Consider the following 17,765-nt stretch of genomic DNA (forward strand, 5'->3'; position numbering starts at 1 on the left):
GGCGCTCGGCGTCCGTGCGCAGCTTCTCGGCCTCCAGGCGCAGCTGCTCGGCGCGGTGCTCGATCTCGGCGAGGCGCTTCTCGGCCTTGGCCCCACTGGGACTGGACGTCCCCGGCGGCACACTGGTGATCACCGAGCGGCCCGACGGTGAGATCGAGATGACCGGCCCGGCCGTGATCGTGGCCGAGGGCGAGATCGACGCGGACTGGCTGGAAACCGTCACGTCCGCGTGAGCGGGAGCCGGTCGTCCTGAAACATCCGCGCAGCTTCGGCCGCCCGACCCGAAACCACCGTTGGTATCCGGCCACTTGGCGGGAATCGCGTCGCAAGAGTGGCAGCGGAGGGGGGTACAAACCTCACATTCGTCCCTCGAATGGGTGATCAGTTTCACGCTCGGCGAGAGGCGGTCGGTCGGGCGTGGTGGGCTCGGTAGCATCAAGCACCGGCCCGGACGGGGGACCGAAGCCGCCCCCTGAGCGTGTCCGCTCTGGGGCACCCCGTCCGCCGGTTGAGGCAGCCGGAGGTGCCCATGAGTGCGGAGGCCACGAATTCCGTGACCCCAGGCCCGATGCCGGGCGCGGTGTCAGGAGCGGTGACACCGACAGCCCCCCGCAGAAAGGCCCGCCCCCGGATCGACCTGCGCCGCCTCGGCCGCGCGGCGCTGCTGGGCCCCGCAGCCCGCGGCCGGCTGCCCGACGCCATCAGCCATGTCGTCGAGGCCCACCGCGCCCACCACCCCGACGCGGACCTCGAACCCCTGCGCCACGCCTACGTCCTGGCCGAGTCCTCGCACCGAGGCCAGATGCGCAAGAGCGGCGAGCCGTACATCACGCACCCGCTCGCGGTGACCCTGATCCTCGCCGAACTCGGTGCCGAGACCACGACGTTGACCGCGTCCCTGCTGCACGACACCGTCGAGGACACGGACGTGACGCTCGACCAGGTCCGCGACCAGTTCGGTGAGGAGGTCCGTTACCTCGTCGACGGCGTCACCAAACTGGAGAAGGTCGACTACGGCGCCGCCGCCGAACCGGAGACCTTCCGCAAGATGCTCGTCGCCACCGGCAACGACGTCCGTGTCATGTCGATCAAGCTCGCCGACCGGCTGCACAACATGCGCACCCTCGGCGTCATGCGCCCCGAGAAGCAGGAGCGCATCGCCAAGGTGACACGTGATGTGCTCATCCCGCTCGCCGAACGGCTCGGCGTCCAGGCGCTCAAGACCGAACTGGAAGACCTGGTCTTCGCGATCCTGCACCCCGAGGAGTACGCGCACACCAGGGAGTTGATCGTCCGCAACGCGGCCCGTGCGGACGACCCGCTCGCCGAGGTCGCCGACGAGGTGCGCGGTGTGCTGCGCGAGGCGGACATCGGGGCCGAAGTCCTCATCCGGCCCCGCCACTTCGTCTCGGTGCACCGCGTCTCCCGCAAACGCGGCCGTCTGCGCGGCTCCGATTTCGGCCGCGTCCTGGTGCTGGTGAACGAGGACGCCGACTGCTACGGCGTCCTGGGCGAACTGCACACCTGTATGAAGCCGGTGGTCTCGGAGTTCAAGGACTTCATCGCCGTACCGAAGTTCAACCTGTACCAGTCGCTGCACACGGCCGTGGCGCGCGAGGACGGCCAGGTCGTCGAGGTCCTGATCCGTACGCACCAGATGCACAAGGTCGCCGAGGCCGGTGTCGTCGCCCTCGGCAACCCGTACGCACCGGCCCCCGAGGACCCGGCCGACGGTGAGCGCGTCGACCCCACCCGCCCCGGCTGGCTCTCCCGGCTCCTCGACTGGCAGGAGGCGGCACCCGATCCCGACCACTTCTGGTCGACCCTGCGCGAGGACCTCGCCCAGGACCGCGAGATCACCGTCTTCCGGCCCGATGGTGGCACCCTCGGCCTGCCCGAGGGGGCGACCTGCGTGGACGCCGCGTACGCGCAGTACGGCGAGGACGCGCACGCCTGCATCGGGGCCCGGGTGAACGGCCGCCTGGCCACGCTGAGCACCGTCCTGAGGGACGGCGACACCGTCCAGCTCCTCATGGGCCAGGATCCGGCCTCGGAGCCTTCCCGCGAGTGGCTGGAGCACGCCCACACGCCCGCGGCCCGGATCGCCATCCAGCGGTGGCTGACCGCCCATCCGGCGCAGGCGGAGTCCCAGCAGAGCGAGACGCGGATCGCCGAGGACCGGACGGCCCCGCGGCCCGTCGGCGTACCCGACCCGGACGCGGCCCCGGAGCAGCCCGTCGAGCGCCCCGGCACCGGCCACGTCCTCGCCGACCTGCCCGGTGCGGCCGTCCGGCTCGCCCGCTGCTGCACGCCCGTCCCGCCCGACGAGATCACCGGCTTCGCGGTACGCGGAGGAGCGGTCACCGTGCACCGCGTGGAGTGCGCCGCGGTGGCGCGCATGAAGGACGGGGGGCGTGCGGAGGTCGGGGTGCGCTGGGGGGAGTCCGCCGAGTGCCGGGTCACGCTGGTCGCCGAATCGTTCGTCCGTCCCCATCTGCTGGCCGACCTCACCGAGGCCATGGCCTCCGAGGGCGCCGAGATCGTCTCGGCGACCGTCGAGCCTCCGACTCAGCAGCAGGTGCGGCACACCTACACCGTGCAGCTTCCGGATGCCGGCCACCTGCCCGCCCTGATGCGTGCGATGCGCAATGTGGCCGGGGTGTACGACGTCAGCCGGGCCCAGCCGCAGCCCCAGGGCGGCTGACCGGCCATGGCCCGCGCACGGCCTTGCGGGGTTCAGCGGCTCACCGGGCGCGTGGGGATGCCGTCCGGGGCGGTCCCGGTCCCGGCGCGGCCTCCCGGGTGGCCGGGACGGCACCCGGCGCAGGCCCCGGTCCCCGGTTCGGGTGGGACGAGAGCGCGCCGTCCCCGCCGCTCCCCCGCGCGCTGATAGCCGTGGGGCATGCTCCTGACCCCCCACAGCCAGGCCACCACCCCCACCCGGCGGCGCCGGACCGCCGCCGCCCTGCTCACCTCGGCGATCTCCGTCTGCCTTATCGCCGCGAGCGCCCCCGTCGTCCCGCTCGGCGTCGGCGACCGGCTCTTCCCGTACCTCGGCAACCCGGGTTACGACGTGGCGTCGTACGACCTCTCGTTCACCTATCCGGGCAACAACAGCGAACCGCTGCGGGCCGTCACCACCATCGACGCCTGGACGACCGCGGACCTGGACCGCGTCAACCTGGACTTCGCCCACGGCACGGTCGAGTCGGTCGAGGTCGACGGCGACCCCGCCGAGTTCCGCACCGCCGGCGAGGACCTGGTGATCACACCCGAGAACTCCGTGTCGGACGGCAACTGGATGCGGATCACCGTGCGGCACACCAGTGATCCCGTGCCCGTCAAGGACCGCGAGGGCGGCTGGGTGCGCACCGCGGACGGCCTCGCCATGGCCAACCAGGCCGACGCCGCGCACCTGGTCTTCCCGTGCAACGACCACCCCTCCGACAAGGCGATGTTCACCATCCGGGTCACTGCACCCGACGGTCACACGGCCGTAGCCAACGGCCTGCCCGCCGGAGTGGAGAAGTCCGGCGGGTCCACGACCTGGACCTACCGCAGCCAGCACCCCATGGCCACCGAACTCACCCAGGTCTCCATCGGCCGCTCCACGGTGCTGCACCGCACCGGCCCGCACGCGCTGCCCCTACGGGACGTCGTCCCGACCGAGCACCGCAAGGCGCTCGAACCCTGGCTGGAGAAGACCCCCGGCCAGATCGCCTGGATGGAGAGCAAGGTCGGCCGCTACCCCTTCGAGACGTACGGCCTGCTCATGGCCGACGCCTCCACCGGCTTCGAACTGGAGACCCAGACCCTCTCCCTCTTCGAACGGGAACTCTTCACCGATCCCGCCTACCCCCGGTGGTACGTCGAGGCGGTCATGGTCCATGAACTGGCCCACCAGTGGTTCGGCAACAGCGTCGGCCCTCGCACCTGGTCCGACCTGTGGCTCAACGAAGGGCACGCCACCTGGTACGAGGCGCTGTATGCCGAGGAGCAGGCCGACAAGCCGATGCGGGACAGGATGAAGGCCGCCTACGGCGCCTCCGACCGCTGGCGGGCCGCCGGCGGACCGCCAGCCGCCCCCAAGGCACCCGACCCCGGCCGCAAGATCAGCATCTTCCGGCCCAACGTCTACGACGGCGCCGCGCTCGTCCTGTACGCCCTGCGCCAGGAGATCGGCCGCCCGGCCTTCGAACGCCTGGAACGCGCCTGGGCCGGCCGCCACCAGGACGACACGGCCACGACGGAGGACTTCGTCCGGCTCGCCGCCGAGATCTCCGGGCGCGACCTGGACGGGTTCTTCCAGGGCTGGCTGTACGGCGAGAAGACCCCGCCGATGCCGGGGCACCCGGACTGGAAGCCGGAGGCGGCCGTGAAGCCGAAGGCTCCTGGGGAGAAACCGAAGGCACGCCTTTGAGGAGGAGCCGAAGGTCACGGAGAAGCAGGCCGGCCGACGATGACGCCCGCCCCATAATACGGTGACGAGACGCCCCGTGCCGTGCGACCATCTTCAGGTCGGCGCGGCACGGAACGCCGGGAATCTCCCGGACCGCCCGTGCGTTGCAGACAGTGAACGGTTTCCGACCTACGTAAGGATCCAATGACCTCCTCTTCTTCCTTTTCCCAGGACTCCAAGCGCTTCGCGCACAGCCACCCCGAGGGTCTTCGGGCCGATGCCCTGATGGAAGAGGACGTCGCCTGGAGCCACGAGATCGACGGAGAGCGGGACGGCGATCAGTTCGACCGCTCCGACCGCGCGGCGCTGCGCCGTGTCGGGGGCCTCTCCACCGAGCTCGAGGACGTCACCGAGGTCGAGTACCGCCAGCTCCGCCTGGAGCGGGTCGTCCTCGTCGGCGTCTGGACGTCGGGAACCGTGCAGGACGCGGAGAACTCCCTCGCGGAGCTCGCCGCCCTCGCCGAGACGGCCGGCGCGCTGGTGCTCGACGGAGTCACCCAGCGCCGCGACAAGCCCGACGCGGCCACCTACATCGGTTCCGGCAAGGCCGAGGAACTTCGCGACATCGTCGTCGAGACGGGCGCGGACACCGTCATCTGCGACGGTGAGCTCAGCCCCGGCCAGCTGATCCACCTCGAGGACGTCGTCAAGGTCAAGGTCATCGACCGGACGGCCCTGATCCTGGACATCTTCGCCCAGCACGCCAAGTCCCGAGAGGGCAAGGCGCAGGTCGCTCTCGCGCAGATGCAGTACATGCTGCCGCGACTGCGCGGCTGGGGTCAGTCGCTGTCCCGGCAGATGGGCGGCGGCAAGGGCGGCGGCCTCGCCACCCGTGGTCCCGGTGAGACCAAGATCGAGACGGACCGGCGCCGGATCCGCGAGAAGATGGCGAAGATGCGCCGGGAGATCGCGGAGATGAAGACCGGCCGCGAGATCAAGCGCCAGGAGCGCAAGCGCCACAAGGTGCCGTCCGTGGCCATCGCGGGCTACACCAACGCCGGCAAGTCCTCGCTGCTCAACCGCCTCACGGGCGCGGGCGTGCTGGTCGAGAACGCCCTGTTCGCGACCCTCGACCCGACCGTGCGCCGGGCCGAGACCCCGAGCGGACGGCTGTACACGCTGACCGACACGGTCGGGTTCGTGCGCCATCTGCCCCACCACCTGGTCGAGGCGTTCCGCTCCACGATGGAAGAGGTCGGCGAGTCCGACCTGATCCTGCACGTGGTCGACGGTTCGCACCCGTTCCCGGAGGAGCAGCTGGCCGCCGTGCGCGAGGTGGTCCGGGACGTCGGCGCCACCGGCGTGTCCGAGATCGTCGTAATCAACAAGGCCGACGCGGCCGACCCGCTGACGCTCCAGCGGCTGCTGCGCGTCGAGAAGCGGTCCATCGCCGTCTCGGCCCGCACCGGCCTGGGCATCGAGGAACTGCTCGCGCTCATCGACAACGAGCTGCCGCGCCCGTCGGTCGAGATCGAGGCGCTCGTGCCGTACACGCACGGCAACCTGGTCGCCCGTGCCCACGACGAGGGCGAAGTGATCTCCGAGGAGCACACCCCGGAGGGCACCCTGCTCAAGGTGCGGGTACACGAGGAGCTGGCGGCGGAGCTCACGCCGTACGTTCCGACGCCCGCGCTCTGAGCCCGACCTGAGCGTGCGTCCCGTGCGACGCGAGAAGGCCCGCCCCCCGTCACGGGGAGCGGGCCTTCACCATGTGCGGGTCACTGACCGCCGTACGTCTTGCTCATGTTCTGGTAGAGAGCCTCGGCGTCCCGGCCCAGCTGCGGACCGGCCAGCCAGGTGTTGTCGGCTGGGCCGATCGACGTGTTGGAGACCAGCACCGACTTGCCGTTCAGGACCCGGAACCAGCCGCCACCGGACGAACCACCCGTCATGTCGCAGCCGATGCGGTACATCGTCGGCAGAGACGCGCTGAGCGCGAACCGGCCGGGCACGTCGACGCACTTGAACATCTTCGAGCCGCTGTAGGGCGGGGCGGCCGGGTAGCCCCAGGCGCCCATCGTGCGGGCCTCGGCCGCGGACGGGGCGGAGAAGTCCACGTCCAGCGCGGCGCCGACCGTCTCCTCCAGGGACTTGGCGCCCTGCTCCGGCTTCACATGCAGCACGGCGTAGTCGTACGCGGCTCCGTCGCCGCCGGTCTCCGAACCGCCCTGGATCCACTGGTTCGAGGTCGAGGCCCAGTTCGCCCACCAGTTGCCGTACGGGGCGATCTCGCTCTGGTTCGCGTTGCCCGGCTCAGCCTCGGACTTGCCGAGGTCGTTGTAGGCCGGGACGAAGACGATGTTGCGGTACCAGCCGCCGTTGCCGCCGGCGTGCACACAGTGGCCCGCCGTCCACACCAGGTTGGACTTGCCCGGGTGGTTCACGTCCTTGACGACCGTGCCGGAGCAGACGGCCGGGCCGTCGGGGGAGTCGAAGAAGACCTTGCCGACCGGCGCCGCGTTGCGGTGGTACGGCGTCTTCTCGGCCTGCGCCCGGACAGGCGCCGGGTCCGGGTCGCTGACACCCTGGCCGGGCGACGCGTCCTTCGTCGTGACCGTCTTGTCGGCCTCTTCGGCGGACTGCATCCGCTCCGGCTTCCAGAGGCCCTCGATCACCGGGTTGACGAAGTCCTTGGCGTCACTGAGCCACTTGTCCTTGTCCCAGTCCTTCCAGCCGCCGTCCTTCCATCGGTCGACGTCGATCCCGTGCTCCTTGAGCCTGCCCGCGAGATCGGCCGGGATCTCGACCTTGCCGCCGCCGTCCGCGGCGGCCTGAGAACGGGTGGCGTCGGGCTTGTCGCTCGCCGGGTCCTCAGAGCCGTTGCAGGCGGTAGCGGTGAGTGCCAGGGCGGCGACGAGCCCGGTGGCGGCGAGGACGGTGCGCCGCCCGCGCCTCGATGCGGGCGTACGTGTGGAACGCATGGTGCGATGACCCCCGTTGTGCGTACGAATGTGGTGCTGGTGCTGCCGGTGCTGGGCGCCGCGTGTGCATGTCATGGGTGCGGCGCCGGTGCTCCCGCGCGACTCCCCACTATGCCCGTGGAGTTGAGGGCGTACCGGGGTGGGGCGGTGAAGGTTTCCGAGAACCCCCGGGCCGGATCGCGTGAGGGTGCCCGGGGCGCGTCGCCCCACCGGCAGCGCGGTTCAGCGCGCCGTCACCGGCCGGCGAACTTCTTGCTGACCGAGTCGTACACGCCCTTGGCCACGTCACCAAGGCGCGGCCCGGCCAGCCAGCCCGACGTCACGGGACCGATCGAGGTGTTGGACACCAGTGCCGGCTTGCCGTCCCAGCCGGTCGCGACCCAGCCGCCCCCGGACGAACCGCCGGTCATGGTGCAGCCGATGCGGTACATCGTCGGGTCCGACGCGGTGACCGACAGCCGCCCGGGCCGGTCCTCGCACCGGTACAGCTTCTGCCCGTCGTAGGGCTTCGCGGCCGGGTAGCCGATCGCCGTGACGCGCTTCACCCGCGGCACCGCGGGCGCCTTGAACTCGACCGGCAGCGCCGAACCGACCATCTCCTCCAGCGACTTGCCGCCGCTGCCCTTCTCCGGCGTGACATGGATGACCGCGAAGTCGTACGGTGCGCCGTCACCGCCCGTCGAACCGCCCTGCTCGATCCACTGGTCAGAGGTCTGTGCCCAGTCGCCCCACCAGACACCGTAGGGAGCGACATCCTCGCGGGTGGCGTTCTCCAGCTCCGCCACCGGCTTGCCGTCGTCGTTGTACGACGGCACGAACGCGATGTTGCGGTACCAGCCGCCCTTCTTGCCCGCGTGCACGCAGTGGCCCGCCGTCCACACCAGGTTGGACTTGCCCGGGTGCGCCGGGTCCTTCACCACGGTCGCCGAGCAGACGGCCGATCCTTCGGGGGAGTCGAAGAACACCTTGCCGGCCGTGGGGGAGTTGGCGTGGTACGACGGCGGCACGGCCTGCGCCTCGACCGGATCGGGCGTCGCGTCGGTCACCCCCTGGTCCTCGGCGAGTTCGCTCTCGTCGACGCCCTGGTCGGGCTCCTCGGCCTCCCGCATGCGGTCCGGGTTCCAGAGCCCCTCGATGATCGGGTTGACGTACTCGTTGGCCTCGCGCAGCCAGTCGTCCCGGTCCCAGTTCTTCCAGGCGCCGTTCTTCCACTTGTCGATGTCGATCCCGTGCTCGCGCAGCCGGTCCCTGATGTCGTCCGGGATCCTGAGCTTGCCGTCGTCGGAGGCGGTGGCCGACGCGGATGCCTCATCGTCCGCCGTGGCGTCGCCCGACTCGCAGGCGGTGGCGGTCAGCGCGAGCGCCGAGGCGAGGGCAACCGCGGCCAGCACGGGGGAGTTCCCTCGGCGCGCCCTCCCTCCTGGGCCGGTATGGGACGACGGTCGTGTGGATCGCATGATCTGACTCCCCCTGGTACGGAACGAACGTGGATGAACCGGCGCATCACCCTCGAATTCCCGCTGTCTCGCGGCAACTTCGGGGCGACCTCACGGTGTCCGGGAACGGCACCACACACTATGCGGTGGCTGTGGGGGCGATCCGACGGATCCGCAACAGTTCCGTCACGGAAAGGATCTTGAGGCAACCCGTAACCCCGTGGGGGATCCGGGGTTGGTAGCGGATGGGGCCTGCTGTCTGTGTGCGGTCCTCTGTGCCCGTGCCCAGTGGGAGGTCTTGGAAGCCGTGGCGGAATCCACCTATGGGGGTCGTGCGTCAGAGGAGGCCGCTATGGGGTGTACGCAGGTGAGACCCCTTCCCGGTGGGGCAGTCGTCAACACCGCACCCGCCCCGCGCTCCGCGCCCGAAGGAGTCCCGCGCCGCCAAGCCGCACGCGAATCCGCCGCCCGGACCTACGCCCGTGCCCTGCCGATCGTTCCGGTGCGGGCCCGGGGACTCACCATCGAGGGCGCGGACGGCCGTCGCTATCTGGACTGCCTCTCCGGCGCCGGCACACTCGCCCTCGGCCACAACCACCCGGTCGTCCTGGAGGCCATCCGCAAAGTCCTCGACTCCGGAGCACCCCTGAACGCCCTCGACCTGGCGACACCCGTCAAGGGCGCCTTCCTCGACGAGCTGTTCCGAACCCTGCCGCCAGGTCTCGCCGAGCGGGCACGGGTGCGGTTCTGCGGACCGACCGGCGGCGAAGCCGTCGAGACCGCCTGGGCGCTGGCACGCGCGGCGACCGGACGGAGCGGTCTCCTGGCGTTCACCGGAGCCGGTCACGGAAGCACCGCCGGAGTCCTCGACGACCCGTCCGCGAACAACCACGACACGCGGGTGGCCCGCCTGCCCTACCCGCAGGACTACCGCTGCCCCTTCGGCGTCCGGGGCGAGCACGGGGCCGACCTCGCCGCACGCTGGACCGAGTCCCTCCTGGACGACCCCGGTTCCGGGGTGCTGCTGCCCGCCGCGATGCTCGTCGAGCCGGTCCATGGCGAGGGCGGGGTGATCCCCGCACCGGACTCATGGCTGCGCCGCATGCGACAGCTCACCGCCGACCGGTCCGTCCCGCTGATCGCCGACGAGATCCAGACGGGCGTCGGCCGGACCGGCGCCTTCTGGGCCGTGGAGCACAGCGGCGTGACTCCCGACGTGATGGTCCTCTCCAACGCCATCGGCGGCAGCCTGCCGCTGGCCGTGGTGGTCTACCGCGACGACCTCGGCACCTGGGAACCCGGCACCCCCGCCGACGCCTTCCCCGGCAACCAGCTGGCCATGGCCGCCGGCACCGCGACCCTCGCCCACGTCCGCGAGAACGCCCTCGCCGAGCGCGCGGCGACGCTGGGCGCGCGCCTGCTGAGTCAACTCCAGAAGCTGGCCTCCGATTTCGCGTGTGTAGGGGATGTGCGGGGGAGGGGACTGATGATCGGGGTCGAGCTGGTGGATCCGGACGGGGAGGGGGAGGCCGGCTTCACGGGTACTCCCGGGGCTGCGGAGGGCGGTGTGGCAGCGTCGGTCATGCCGGGCAGCGGACGCCGGCCGCTCCCCGCCGCACCCGAACTGGCTGCTGCGGTCCAGCAGGAGTGCCTGCGGCGCGGCCTCATCGTCGGACTCGGCGGCCGTCACGCGAGCGTCGTGCACCTGCTCCCTCCTCTGATCATCACCGACGAACAAGCAGCGGCCGTACTGGACCGCTTGGCCGACGCGGTCCGGGCAGCGGCCCGGTGCCGAGGGGGTGGCACGGCAGCCGCACACTGAACGCGACGTGCCCTGCGGCGTGCGAGTCCACGCCGTGCCTGGTCGTGGGCCGGGCCGCCCGCCTGCCCGCCAGGTGCCCGGGCGCCCCAAGCCCGGCGCGCCCGCCCACTGCGCGACTTCGCTCCCTTCGGGCCGCCCCGAGCCGAGTGGATCTCCTCGGCCGGCTGCCCCACCCGCATGATCCGGAACCACTCCATGAGGTACCTGTCGTGAACGCCATGCCCCACCCCGACGACCACACACCGACGCCTGGACAAGGCTCCGTCGGCGCCTTGCCGTCTGGGACGTCGCCGAACCCGCGGGTCCCTCATCAGCGGCCGGTCGCGAAACCCGAACAGGGGCTGAGCGAACGCCTCGGCAGCGACCCCCTGGACCATCCCGACCCGCACACCGCCGCCCAGGCCGCCGCCGTGGAGAACCTGCTCCGCTGCTGGGCCCGCGAGACCGACCAGCCCACCCCGACAGACGGCGTCCTGCGCATCCCCCTTCCCGCCAGCGGCACGGCTCTCCTCGCGCCAATCCGCTACTGGTCCCCGACGGGCTGGCACCGCTTCGGCCCTCCGCGTCTCGCCGGTGCACCCGACTACGCCCCACCGGCCGACGCCGTCACGATCGCCGCCCTTCTCACGAGGGAGACGTCCACAGACGGCTCCGGCATCAGGCCCGCCCACAACTCCTCTCCCACGAGCGCCCCCAGCCCCGCCACCGCCACCGCCACCGCCGGCGTCAGCGACGGCGTCGGGCTCGTCGCGGGTGTTGCCGACTCCCTCCGACGGGTCACCGGCTTTGTCACAGCCCGCCGGGAAGCCCCACCCGACGGCCCCGATCTCTTCCTGTCCGCGGAGCAGGCACTCATCCTCGGGCACCCTCTGCACCCGAGCCCCAAAAGCCGCGAAGGCCTCTCCGACGCCGAAACGCTGCAGTACTCACCCGAGACGCACGGCTCCTTCCTTCTGCACTGGATGGCTGTCGCCCCTGCCGTCCTCGCCACCGACTCCTCCTGGACCGAACGCGGGCGCCCTGTCGCCGCGCCCCGGCTCACCGCCCGCCTCGCCGGGACCGCACCGGCGGTGCCGGACGGGTACGCCCTCCTGCCGCTGCACCCCTGGCAGGCGCACGAGGTCAGCCACCGCGCGGAGACCGCTGCCCTGCTGGACGCCGAGCTGCTCCGAGACCTGGGCACCCACGGCCCTCCCTGGCATCCCACCTCCTCCGTACGAACCGTCTACCGAACCAATGCCCCCGCGATGCTCAAGCTGTCGCTGGGCCTGCGCATCACCAACTCCCGTCGCGAGAACCTCCGCAAGGAACTCCACCGCGGCGTCGAGGTCCACCGGCTCCTCCGCAGCGGTCTCGCTCAGCAGTGGCGGGCCGTGCACCCGGGCTTCGACATCGTCCGGGATCCGGCCTGGCTCGCCGTCGACACCCCCGACGGCGTTCCGGTGCCCGGACTGGACGTGGTGATCCGCCACAACCCGTTCAGCCCCTCCGACGACGTCTCCTGCGTCGGCGGCCTCCTCTCGCCGCGCCCGTGCTCCCCGGCCCCGCGGGAGGGCGCCCCGGGGCGTCCGGAGAAGCACGGCCCGGCCCTGCGGTCCCGGCTGGCCGAGGTCGTCACACGCCTCGCCCGCCGTACCGGCCGGCCTCGCGGAGCCGTCGCAGCCGAGTGGTTCCTGCGCTACCTCGCACACGTGGTGCGTCCCGTCCTCTGGCTGGACGGTGAGGCCGGCATCGCCCTGGAAGCGCACCAGCAGAACACCCTGCTCCTGCTGGACCCCGACGGCTGGCCCATGGGTGGTCGTTACCGCGACAACCAGGGCTACTACTTCCGCGAGTCCCGGCGCGCGGACCTCGACGCGCGGTTGCCCGGCATCGGAGAGCGGAGCGAAACGTTCGTCCGTGACGAGGTCACCGACGAGCGGCTCGCGTACTACCTGGGGGTCAACAACGTGCTGGGCCTCATCGGCGCGTTCGGCTCCCAGGGGCTGGCCGACGAGAGGCTGCTGCTCGCCGCCTTCCGCCGCTTCCTGGGAGACGTCGCGTCCGGCCCGGCCCCGCTCCGCACCTCGTTGCCGGCCCGGTTGCTCGACTCACCCGTCCTGCGCTGCAAAGCCAACCTGCTGACGCGGCTGCACGGCCTCGACGAACTCGTCGGCCCGGTCGACACCCAGTCCGTCTACGTCACCATCGCCAACCCCCTGCACTCCTGAGCACCCCGTTCGTCCCTGACCACTGCTGACCTGCCCCCTTCCTCCCTGAGGACATGCCCCCACCCCCCTGTTAGAGAGGAGTGTCCGGTGTCTGCCGCCGACCCGATCACCGAGACCGGTTTCGCCGTCCCTGTCATGGCCGACCTGGCCTGCGGTGCCGGGTCCCGATCCGACTCCCCGGATCCAGGCGGGGTCTCCGGCGAGCGCCCCCGAGCGGGCGGGCACAGCGAGGACACCATGGACCTGCGGCTCCCGGACGATCTCGTCGCCCTCCCCCCGGTCGACGCGCCCGGTCCACTCCACGGCCACGGATCCGGGGGGCGGCACCGGGAGATCTTCCGGCCCGCCGTCTCCATCACCAGGACCGGCGAGCCGTCACGCACTTCCTTCGTCCCCCGCCATGACGATCTCCTCGACCGCGTCGCCGAATGGGGCCCGGCCGACACGCCCGCAGGCCGGTTCCACCTCGTCCTCGTGCGCCTCGAACGTGATCTTCCGCTCATCAACCGCTGGATGAACGACCCCGCCGCTGCGGCGTTCTGGGAGCTCGCAGGACCGCAGGAGGTGACGCTGGACCACCTGCAGGCCCAGCTCGCCGGCGACGGGCGCAGCGTGCCGTGCATCGGTGTACTGGACGGGGTGCCGATGAGCTACTGGGAGATCTACCGGGCGGATCTGGACCCACTGGCCCGTCATTACCCCGCCCGGCCTCATGACACGGGGATCCACCTCCTGGTCGGTGGGATCGCCGATCGTGGGCGTGGCCTCGGGGGTCTGCTGCTCCGGGCCGTGGCCGATCTCGTTCTCGCGCAGCGGCCCTCTTGCACACGCGTCGTCGCCGAACCCGACATTCGCAACACCCCCTCCGTAGCCGCATTCCTGACCGCCGGCTTCCGGTTCTCCGCCGAGGTCGACCTGCCCGACAAGCGGGCCGCCCTCATGGTCCGAGACCGGTCTCTCCGGCATCTGGTGTAGCACTGTGTCACTGCGCCATCACTCATTGAACGCGGTCCGGCCTGCCGCAGTTCCCGCCCGTCACGCGAATTCTCCGAGCGGTTCCGCGACGACTTTGCCGAGTGCTTTGCGACCTCATTCGAGCCCTCCCACCACGACCACATTCACCTAGCCGGTCGCCTGACCGCCGCCCACCCCTCCACCTCGCCGAGGAGCCCAGGGTCTTGATCCCGTCCCCCGCCCCCGCCTTGATCGCCCGTTTGTCAGTGCAGGGTCGTAGGGTGGTCGCGCTATGACGAAGCCCTCACTCCCCGAACTCCTGCATGCTGCCGTCACTGCCGTCGGCGGTACGGAGCGCCCCGGTCAGGTGGCCATGGCCGAAGCCGTCGAGGAAGCGATCGACGACGGCTCCCACCTGCTGGTCCAGGCCGGCACCGGTACCGGCAAGTCGCTCGGCTACCTGGTGCCCGCGCTCGCGCACGGGGAGCGGGTGGTCGTCGCGACCGCCACCCTGGCCCTGCAGCGCCAGCTGGTGGAGCGCGACCTGCCCAGAACGGTCGACTCGCTGCATCCCCTGCTGCGCCGTCGCCCGGAGTTCGCGATGCTCAAGGGCCGGTCGAACTACCTGTGTATGCACCGACTGCACGAGGGCGTCCCACAGGACGAGGAAGAGGGCCTCTTCGACCAGTTCGAGGCCGCCGCGCCCACCAGCAAGCTGGGCCAGGACCTGCTTCGGGTGCGCGACTGGGCCGACGAGACCGAGACCGGCGACCGTGACGACCTCACGCCCGGCATCTCGGACCGTGCCTGGGCCCAGGTGTCGGTGTCGTCGAGGGAATGCCTGGGCGCCTCGAAGTGCGCGTACGGCGCCGAGTGCTTCGCCGAGATGGCTCGCGAGCGGGCCAAGCTCGCCGAGGTAGTCGTCACCAACCACGCGCTGCTCGCGATCGACGCCATCGATGGCGCCCCGGTCCTCCCGCAGCACGAGGTCCTGATCGTCGACGAGGCGCACGAGCTGGTCTCCCGGGTCACCGGAGTCGCCACCGGCGAGCTCACCCCCGGCCAGGTCAACCGCGCGGTGCGCCGTGCTGCGAAACTCGTCAACGAGAAGGCCGCGGACCAGCTCCAGACCGCAGCCGAAGGTTTCGAACGGTTGATGGAGCTGGCGCTGCCGGGCCGTCTGGAGGAGATCCCCGAGGACCTCGGGTACGCCCTCATGGCCCTGCGCGACGCGTGCCGCACGGTCATCTCCGCGATCGGAGCAACCCGCGACAAGTCAGTCCAGGACGAGGACGCCGTCCGCAAGCAGGCCCTGGCCTCCGTGGAAAACGTGCACGACGTGGCGGAGCGGATCACGAACGGCTCCGAGTGGGACGTGGTCTGGTACGAGCGCCACGACCGCTTCGGGGCTTCCCTGCGCGTCGCCCCCATGTCCGTCTCCGGTCTGCTGCGAGAGAAGCTCTTCGCGGACCGTTCCGTCGTCCTGACGTCCGCGACGTTGAAGCTGGGCGGCGACTTCAACGGCGTAGGTGCCTCCCTGGGCCTGTCTCCCGAGGGCACCGAGGGTGACGACGTTCCGCAGTGGAAGGGCATCGACGTCGGCTCGCCCTTCGACTACCGCAAGCAGGGCATCCTCTATGTCGCCAAGCACCTGGCCCGTCCTGCGCGCGACGGCGATCGTGCGGACATGCTCGACGAACTCACGGAGCTGATCCAGGCGGCGGGCGGCCGTACCCTCGGCCTGTTCTCCTCGATGCGTGGGGCTCAGCTGGCCGCCGAGGAGCTGCGGTCCAGGATCCCCGAGTACCCGATCCTCCTCCAGGGCGAGGAGACGCTGGGCGAGCTCATCAAGAACTTCGCGGCCGACCCGAAGACCTGCCTCTTCGGTACGCTGTCGCTCTGGCAGGGCGTGGACGTCCCCGGACCCAGCTGCCAGTTGGTCGTCATGGACAAGATCCCGTTCCCGCGTCCGGACGACCCCCTCATGAGCGCCCGGCAGAAGGCCGTCGAGGACGCGGGCGGCAACGGCTTCATGGCGGTCGCCGCCACCCATGCCGCGCTCCTCATGGCCCAGGGTGCCGGCCGTCTGGTACGGGCGTCGGGGGACCGCGGTGTGGTCGCCGTCCTCGATCAGCGTCTGGCGACGGCCCGGTACGGGAGCTATCTGAAGGCGTCCCTGCCCGACTTCTGGTTCACGACGGACCGTCACCAGGTGCGGAAGTCGCTGGCGGCGATCGACGCGACGGCCAAGGAAGCAGCAGGCGAGCAGACGACAGCCAAGCAGACGGCAGCGGAGCAGACCGAAGTCGAGTAGCCGGACGGCAGATGAGCGGCGGGGGTGCCTTGCAACGGCTGAGCCACCGCCCGACCCCACTGCATGAGCGCTGCGGGACTCAGGGGCTCCAGTCCGTCCGCCCCCGGACAGCGTCCCGTCGGTCCGCCCCCGGACAGCGTCCCGTCGGTCCGCCCCCGGACAGCGCAGGGCCCCGGAACCGGCGCAGAGGTCCCGGGGCCCGGTCAGAGGGCGGGCCGTTGGGGCCCACCCGACGCGGTGCGCGCTGTCAGACGCGCCGCAGTACGGCCACCACCTTGCCGAGGATGGTCGCGTCGTCGCCGGGGATCGGCTCGTAGGCCGCGTTGTGCGGGAGGAGCCAAACATGGCCGTCCTCGCGCTTGAAGCGCTTGACGGTGGCTTCGCCGTCGAGCATCGCGGCCACGATGTCGCCGTTCTCCGCGACCGGCTGACGGCGCACCGTGACCCAGTCGCCGTCGCAGATCGCGGCCTCGATCATCGAGTCACCGACGACCTTCAGGACGAACAGCTCACCGTCGCCGACGAGCTGGCGGGGGAGGGGAAAGACGTCCTCGACGGATTCCTCGGCGAGGATCGGGCCACCGGCGGCGATCCGGCCGACCAGCGGCACGTACGATGCGGCCGGCTTGCCCGCTGTGTCCGTGGGCTGCACCGAGGCGGCCTGGTCGGAACCGCGCACCTCGTACGCGCGCGGGCGGTGCGGGTCGCGGCGCAGGAAGCCCTTGCGCTCCAGAGCCATCAGCTGATGTGCGACGGAGGAGGTGCTGGAGAGGCCGACGGCCTGACCGATCTCCCGCATGGACGGCGGGTAGCCCCGTCGCTGCACGGAGTCCCTGATGACCTCGATCACGCGGCGCTGGCGATCGGTGAGTCCCGAGCTGTCCGCCCGGATGCCGGGAGGTCGGCCCGGCAGGGAGCGCTTGTGCCCCTCAGGGTTCGTGGCTTCGTTCATCGCATGCACCGGCTCCAGTCGGCCCTGGGGGCGGTCCTGGGCAGCAATGGCGGCACTGTCTGCGGTGGTGGTCACGTCGGCCCCTCTCGATGGTCTCCCTGCTGGACAACGGTAGTTGCTTTCGAAAGGTTGCGCCAAACACACGTTCGAGTGAAAAATCGCGAATCACCGGACGCGATCATGTGTCCGGGTGTATTGGCGGCCGCGCCACCTGGCGGGCAAAAGGGCCCATTGCTGTACTCTTCACCGCCGGGGTGATCACCTCGTGGACTGGTGCCCCAGTCTGCCATCCGGCATTCCCCTGCCCCGGGACCAGCCCTCATCTGTGCGGGAGTCCCACGTCCCCTCCCCGTGGCGCCCACGGTATCTCCGCATGTGCCGCGGCGATACGGCTGTGCGAGAACGGATCCGGCCGTGCCCCCGGGGAAGCCGTTCGCAGTGGTGCCTCCGTCCGCGTGCGGGGGCCGCGTGGCTCGGCTCGTTGCGCGTCACCTGTGCCTACGTGTGCGACACGCGAGAACGGCGTCGATGTATGAACCAATCCCCACATCTAGTGGTTGGATTGCATCAGCAGCCCAGAAGTTGTGGTCCCCCGGGTCTCGAGGCCCATGGTCATCGCCTATGCTTGGGGCTGCTTCGTGGGGCACAAGAGGTCCGGCGAGGCTATTGAGTCTGCTGTGAGGAGGGTTGGGAGTTC

Annotated in this window: 10 protein-coding genes and 1 pseudogene; 8 read left to right on the plus strand and 3 right to left on the minus strand. The window is 71.0% G+C overall.

The window, feature by feature from the left end; all coding sequences use genetic code 11:
• The 4 genes and pseudogenes from ABZ281_RS03110 to hflX all read left to right on the plus strand — a co-directional run.
• Window positions 1-233 (plus strand): annotated as a pseudogene (locus tag ABZ281_RS03110) (hypothetical protein); the annotation flags it as partial.
• A 296-nt stretch (window positions 234-529) separates the two neighbouring features.
• Window positions 530-2,704, plus strand: coding sequence for an HD domain-containing protein (locus ABZ281_RS03115; protein WP_356651540.1), 2,175 nt, complete (start codon window positions 530-532; stop codon window positions 2,702-2,704).
• A 198-nt stretch (window positions 2,705-2,902) separates the two neighbouring features.
• Window positions 2,903-4,420, plus strand: a complete 1,518-nt coding sequence (locus ABZ281_RS03120) for a M1 family metallopeptidase (RefSeq protein ID WP_356651542.1) — start codon at window positions 2,903-2,905, stop codon at window positions 4,418-4,420.
• 183 nt (window positions 4,421-4,603) lie between these two features.
• Window positions 4,604-6,097, plus strand: coding sequence for a GTPase HflX (gene hflX / locus ABZ281_RS03125; protein WP_356651544.1), 1,494 nt, complete (start codon window positions 4,604-4,606; stop codon window positions 6,095-6,097).
• 80 nt (window positions 6,098-6,177) lie between these two features.
• Here the strand turns inward: hflX and ABZ281_RS03130 are convergent, their stop codons facing one another.
• Together ABZ281_RS03130 and ABZ281_RS03135 are read right to left on the minus strand one after the other, a co-directional pair.
• Window positions 6,178-7,380 carry a hypothetical protein gene (locus ABZ281_RS03130; RefSeq protein ID WP_356651546.1) on the minus strand — a complete coding sequence of 401 codons (1,203 nt, stop codon included), beginning with the start codon at window positions 7,378-7,380 and terminating at the stop codon, window positions 6,178-6,180.
• Window positions 7,381-7,613: 233 nt separating this feature from the next.
• Window positions 7,614-8,837: a hypothetical protein gene (locus tag ABZ281_RS03135; protein WP_356651548.1), complete on the minus strand. Its 1,224-nt coding sequence runs from the start codon at window positions 8,835-8,837 to the stop codon at window positions 7,614-7,616.
• 346 nt (window positions 8,838-9,183) lie between these two features.
• On the opposite strand from ABZ281_RS03135, the gene ABZ281_RS03140 reads away from it, so the two are divergent.
• The 4 genes from ABZ281_RS03140 (at window position 9,184) to ABZ281_RS03155 (ending at window position 16,116) form a co-directional block, all read left to right on the plus strand.
• The gene (locus ABZ281_RS03140; RefSeq protein ID WP_356651550.1) at window positions 9,184-10,638 is read left to right on the plus strand and encodes a diaminobutyrate--2-oxoglutarate transaminase family protein; all 1,455 of its coding nucleotides are present in this window, start codon (window positions 9,184-9,186) and stop codon (window positions 10,636-10,638) included.
• Between the two features lie 209 nt (window positions 10,639-10,847).
• On the plus strand, window positions 10,848-12,848 hold the full coding sequence (locus ABZ281_RS03145) for an IucA/IucC family protein (protein ID WP_356651552.1): 2,001 nt from the start codon (window positions 10,848-10,850) through the stop codon (window positions 12,846-12,848).
• A gap of 237 nt (window positions 12,849-13,085) precedes the next feature.
• Window positions 13,086-13,823 (plus strand): GNAT family N-acetyltransferase, encoded by a 738-nt coding sequence (locus tag ABZ281_RS03150; protein ID WP_356651576.1) that lies wholly within the window; start codon window positions 13,086-13,088, stop codon window positions 13,821-13,823.
• Window positions 13,824-14,094: 271 nt separating this feature from the next.
• Window positions 14,095-16,116: an ATP-dependent DNA helicase gene (locus ABZ281_RS03155; protein WP_356651554.1), complete on the plus strand. Its 2,022-nt coding sequence runs from the start codon at window positions 14,095-14,097 to the stop codon at window positions 16,114-16,116.
• Between the two features lie 247 nt (window positions 16,117-16,363).
• Here ABZ281_RS03155 and lexA read toward each other — a convergent pair whose 3' ends face one another.
• Window positions 16,364-17,143, minus strand: a complete 780-nt coding sequence (gene lexA / locus ABZ281_RS03160; protein ID WP_356651556.1) for a transcriptional repressor LexA — start codon at window positions 17,141-17,143, stop codon at window positions 16,364-16,366.
• Window positions 17,144-17,765: the final 622 nt, after the last annotated feature.

The organism is Streptomyces sp. NPDC006265 (genome assembly GCF_040613555.1).
Taxonomy (GTDB): Bacteria; Actinomycetota; Actinomycetes; order Streptomycetales; family Streptomycetaceae; genus Streptomyces.

Excerpts from the sequence above, each read along its gene's own strand:
- ABZ281_RS03120 (WP_356651542.1), top strand. The coding sequence starts at position 2,903 with ATGCTCCTGACCCCCCACAGCCAGGCCACCACCCCCACCCGGCGGCGC.
- ABZ281_RS03130 (WP_356651546.1), bottom strand. The coding sequence starts at position 7,380 with ATGCGTTCCACACGTACGCCCGCATCGAGGCGCGGGCGGCGCACCGTC.
- ABZ281_RS03150 (WP_356651576.1), top strand. The coding sequence starts at position 13,086 with ATGGACCTGCGGCTCCCGGACGATCTCGTCGCCCTCCCCCCGGTCGAC.
- hflX (WP_356651544.1), top strand. The coding sequence starts at position 4,604 with ATGACCTCCTCTTCTTCCTTTTCCCAGGACTCCAAGCGCTTCGCGCAC.
- ABZ281_RS03135 (WP_356651548.1), bottom strand. The coding sequence starts at position 8,837 with ATGCGATCCACACGACCGTCGTCCCATACCGGCCCAGGAGGGAGGGCG.
- ABZ281_RS03115 (WP_356651540.1), top strand. The coding sequence starts at position 530 with ATGAGTGCGGAGGCCACGAATTCCGTGACCCCAGGCCCGATGCCGGGC.
- ABZ281_RS03155 (WP_356651554.1), top strand. The coding sequence starts at position 14,095 with ATGACGAAGCCCTCACTCCCCGAACTCCTGCATGCTGCCGTCACTGCC.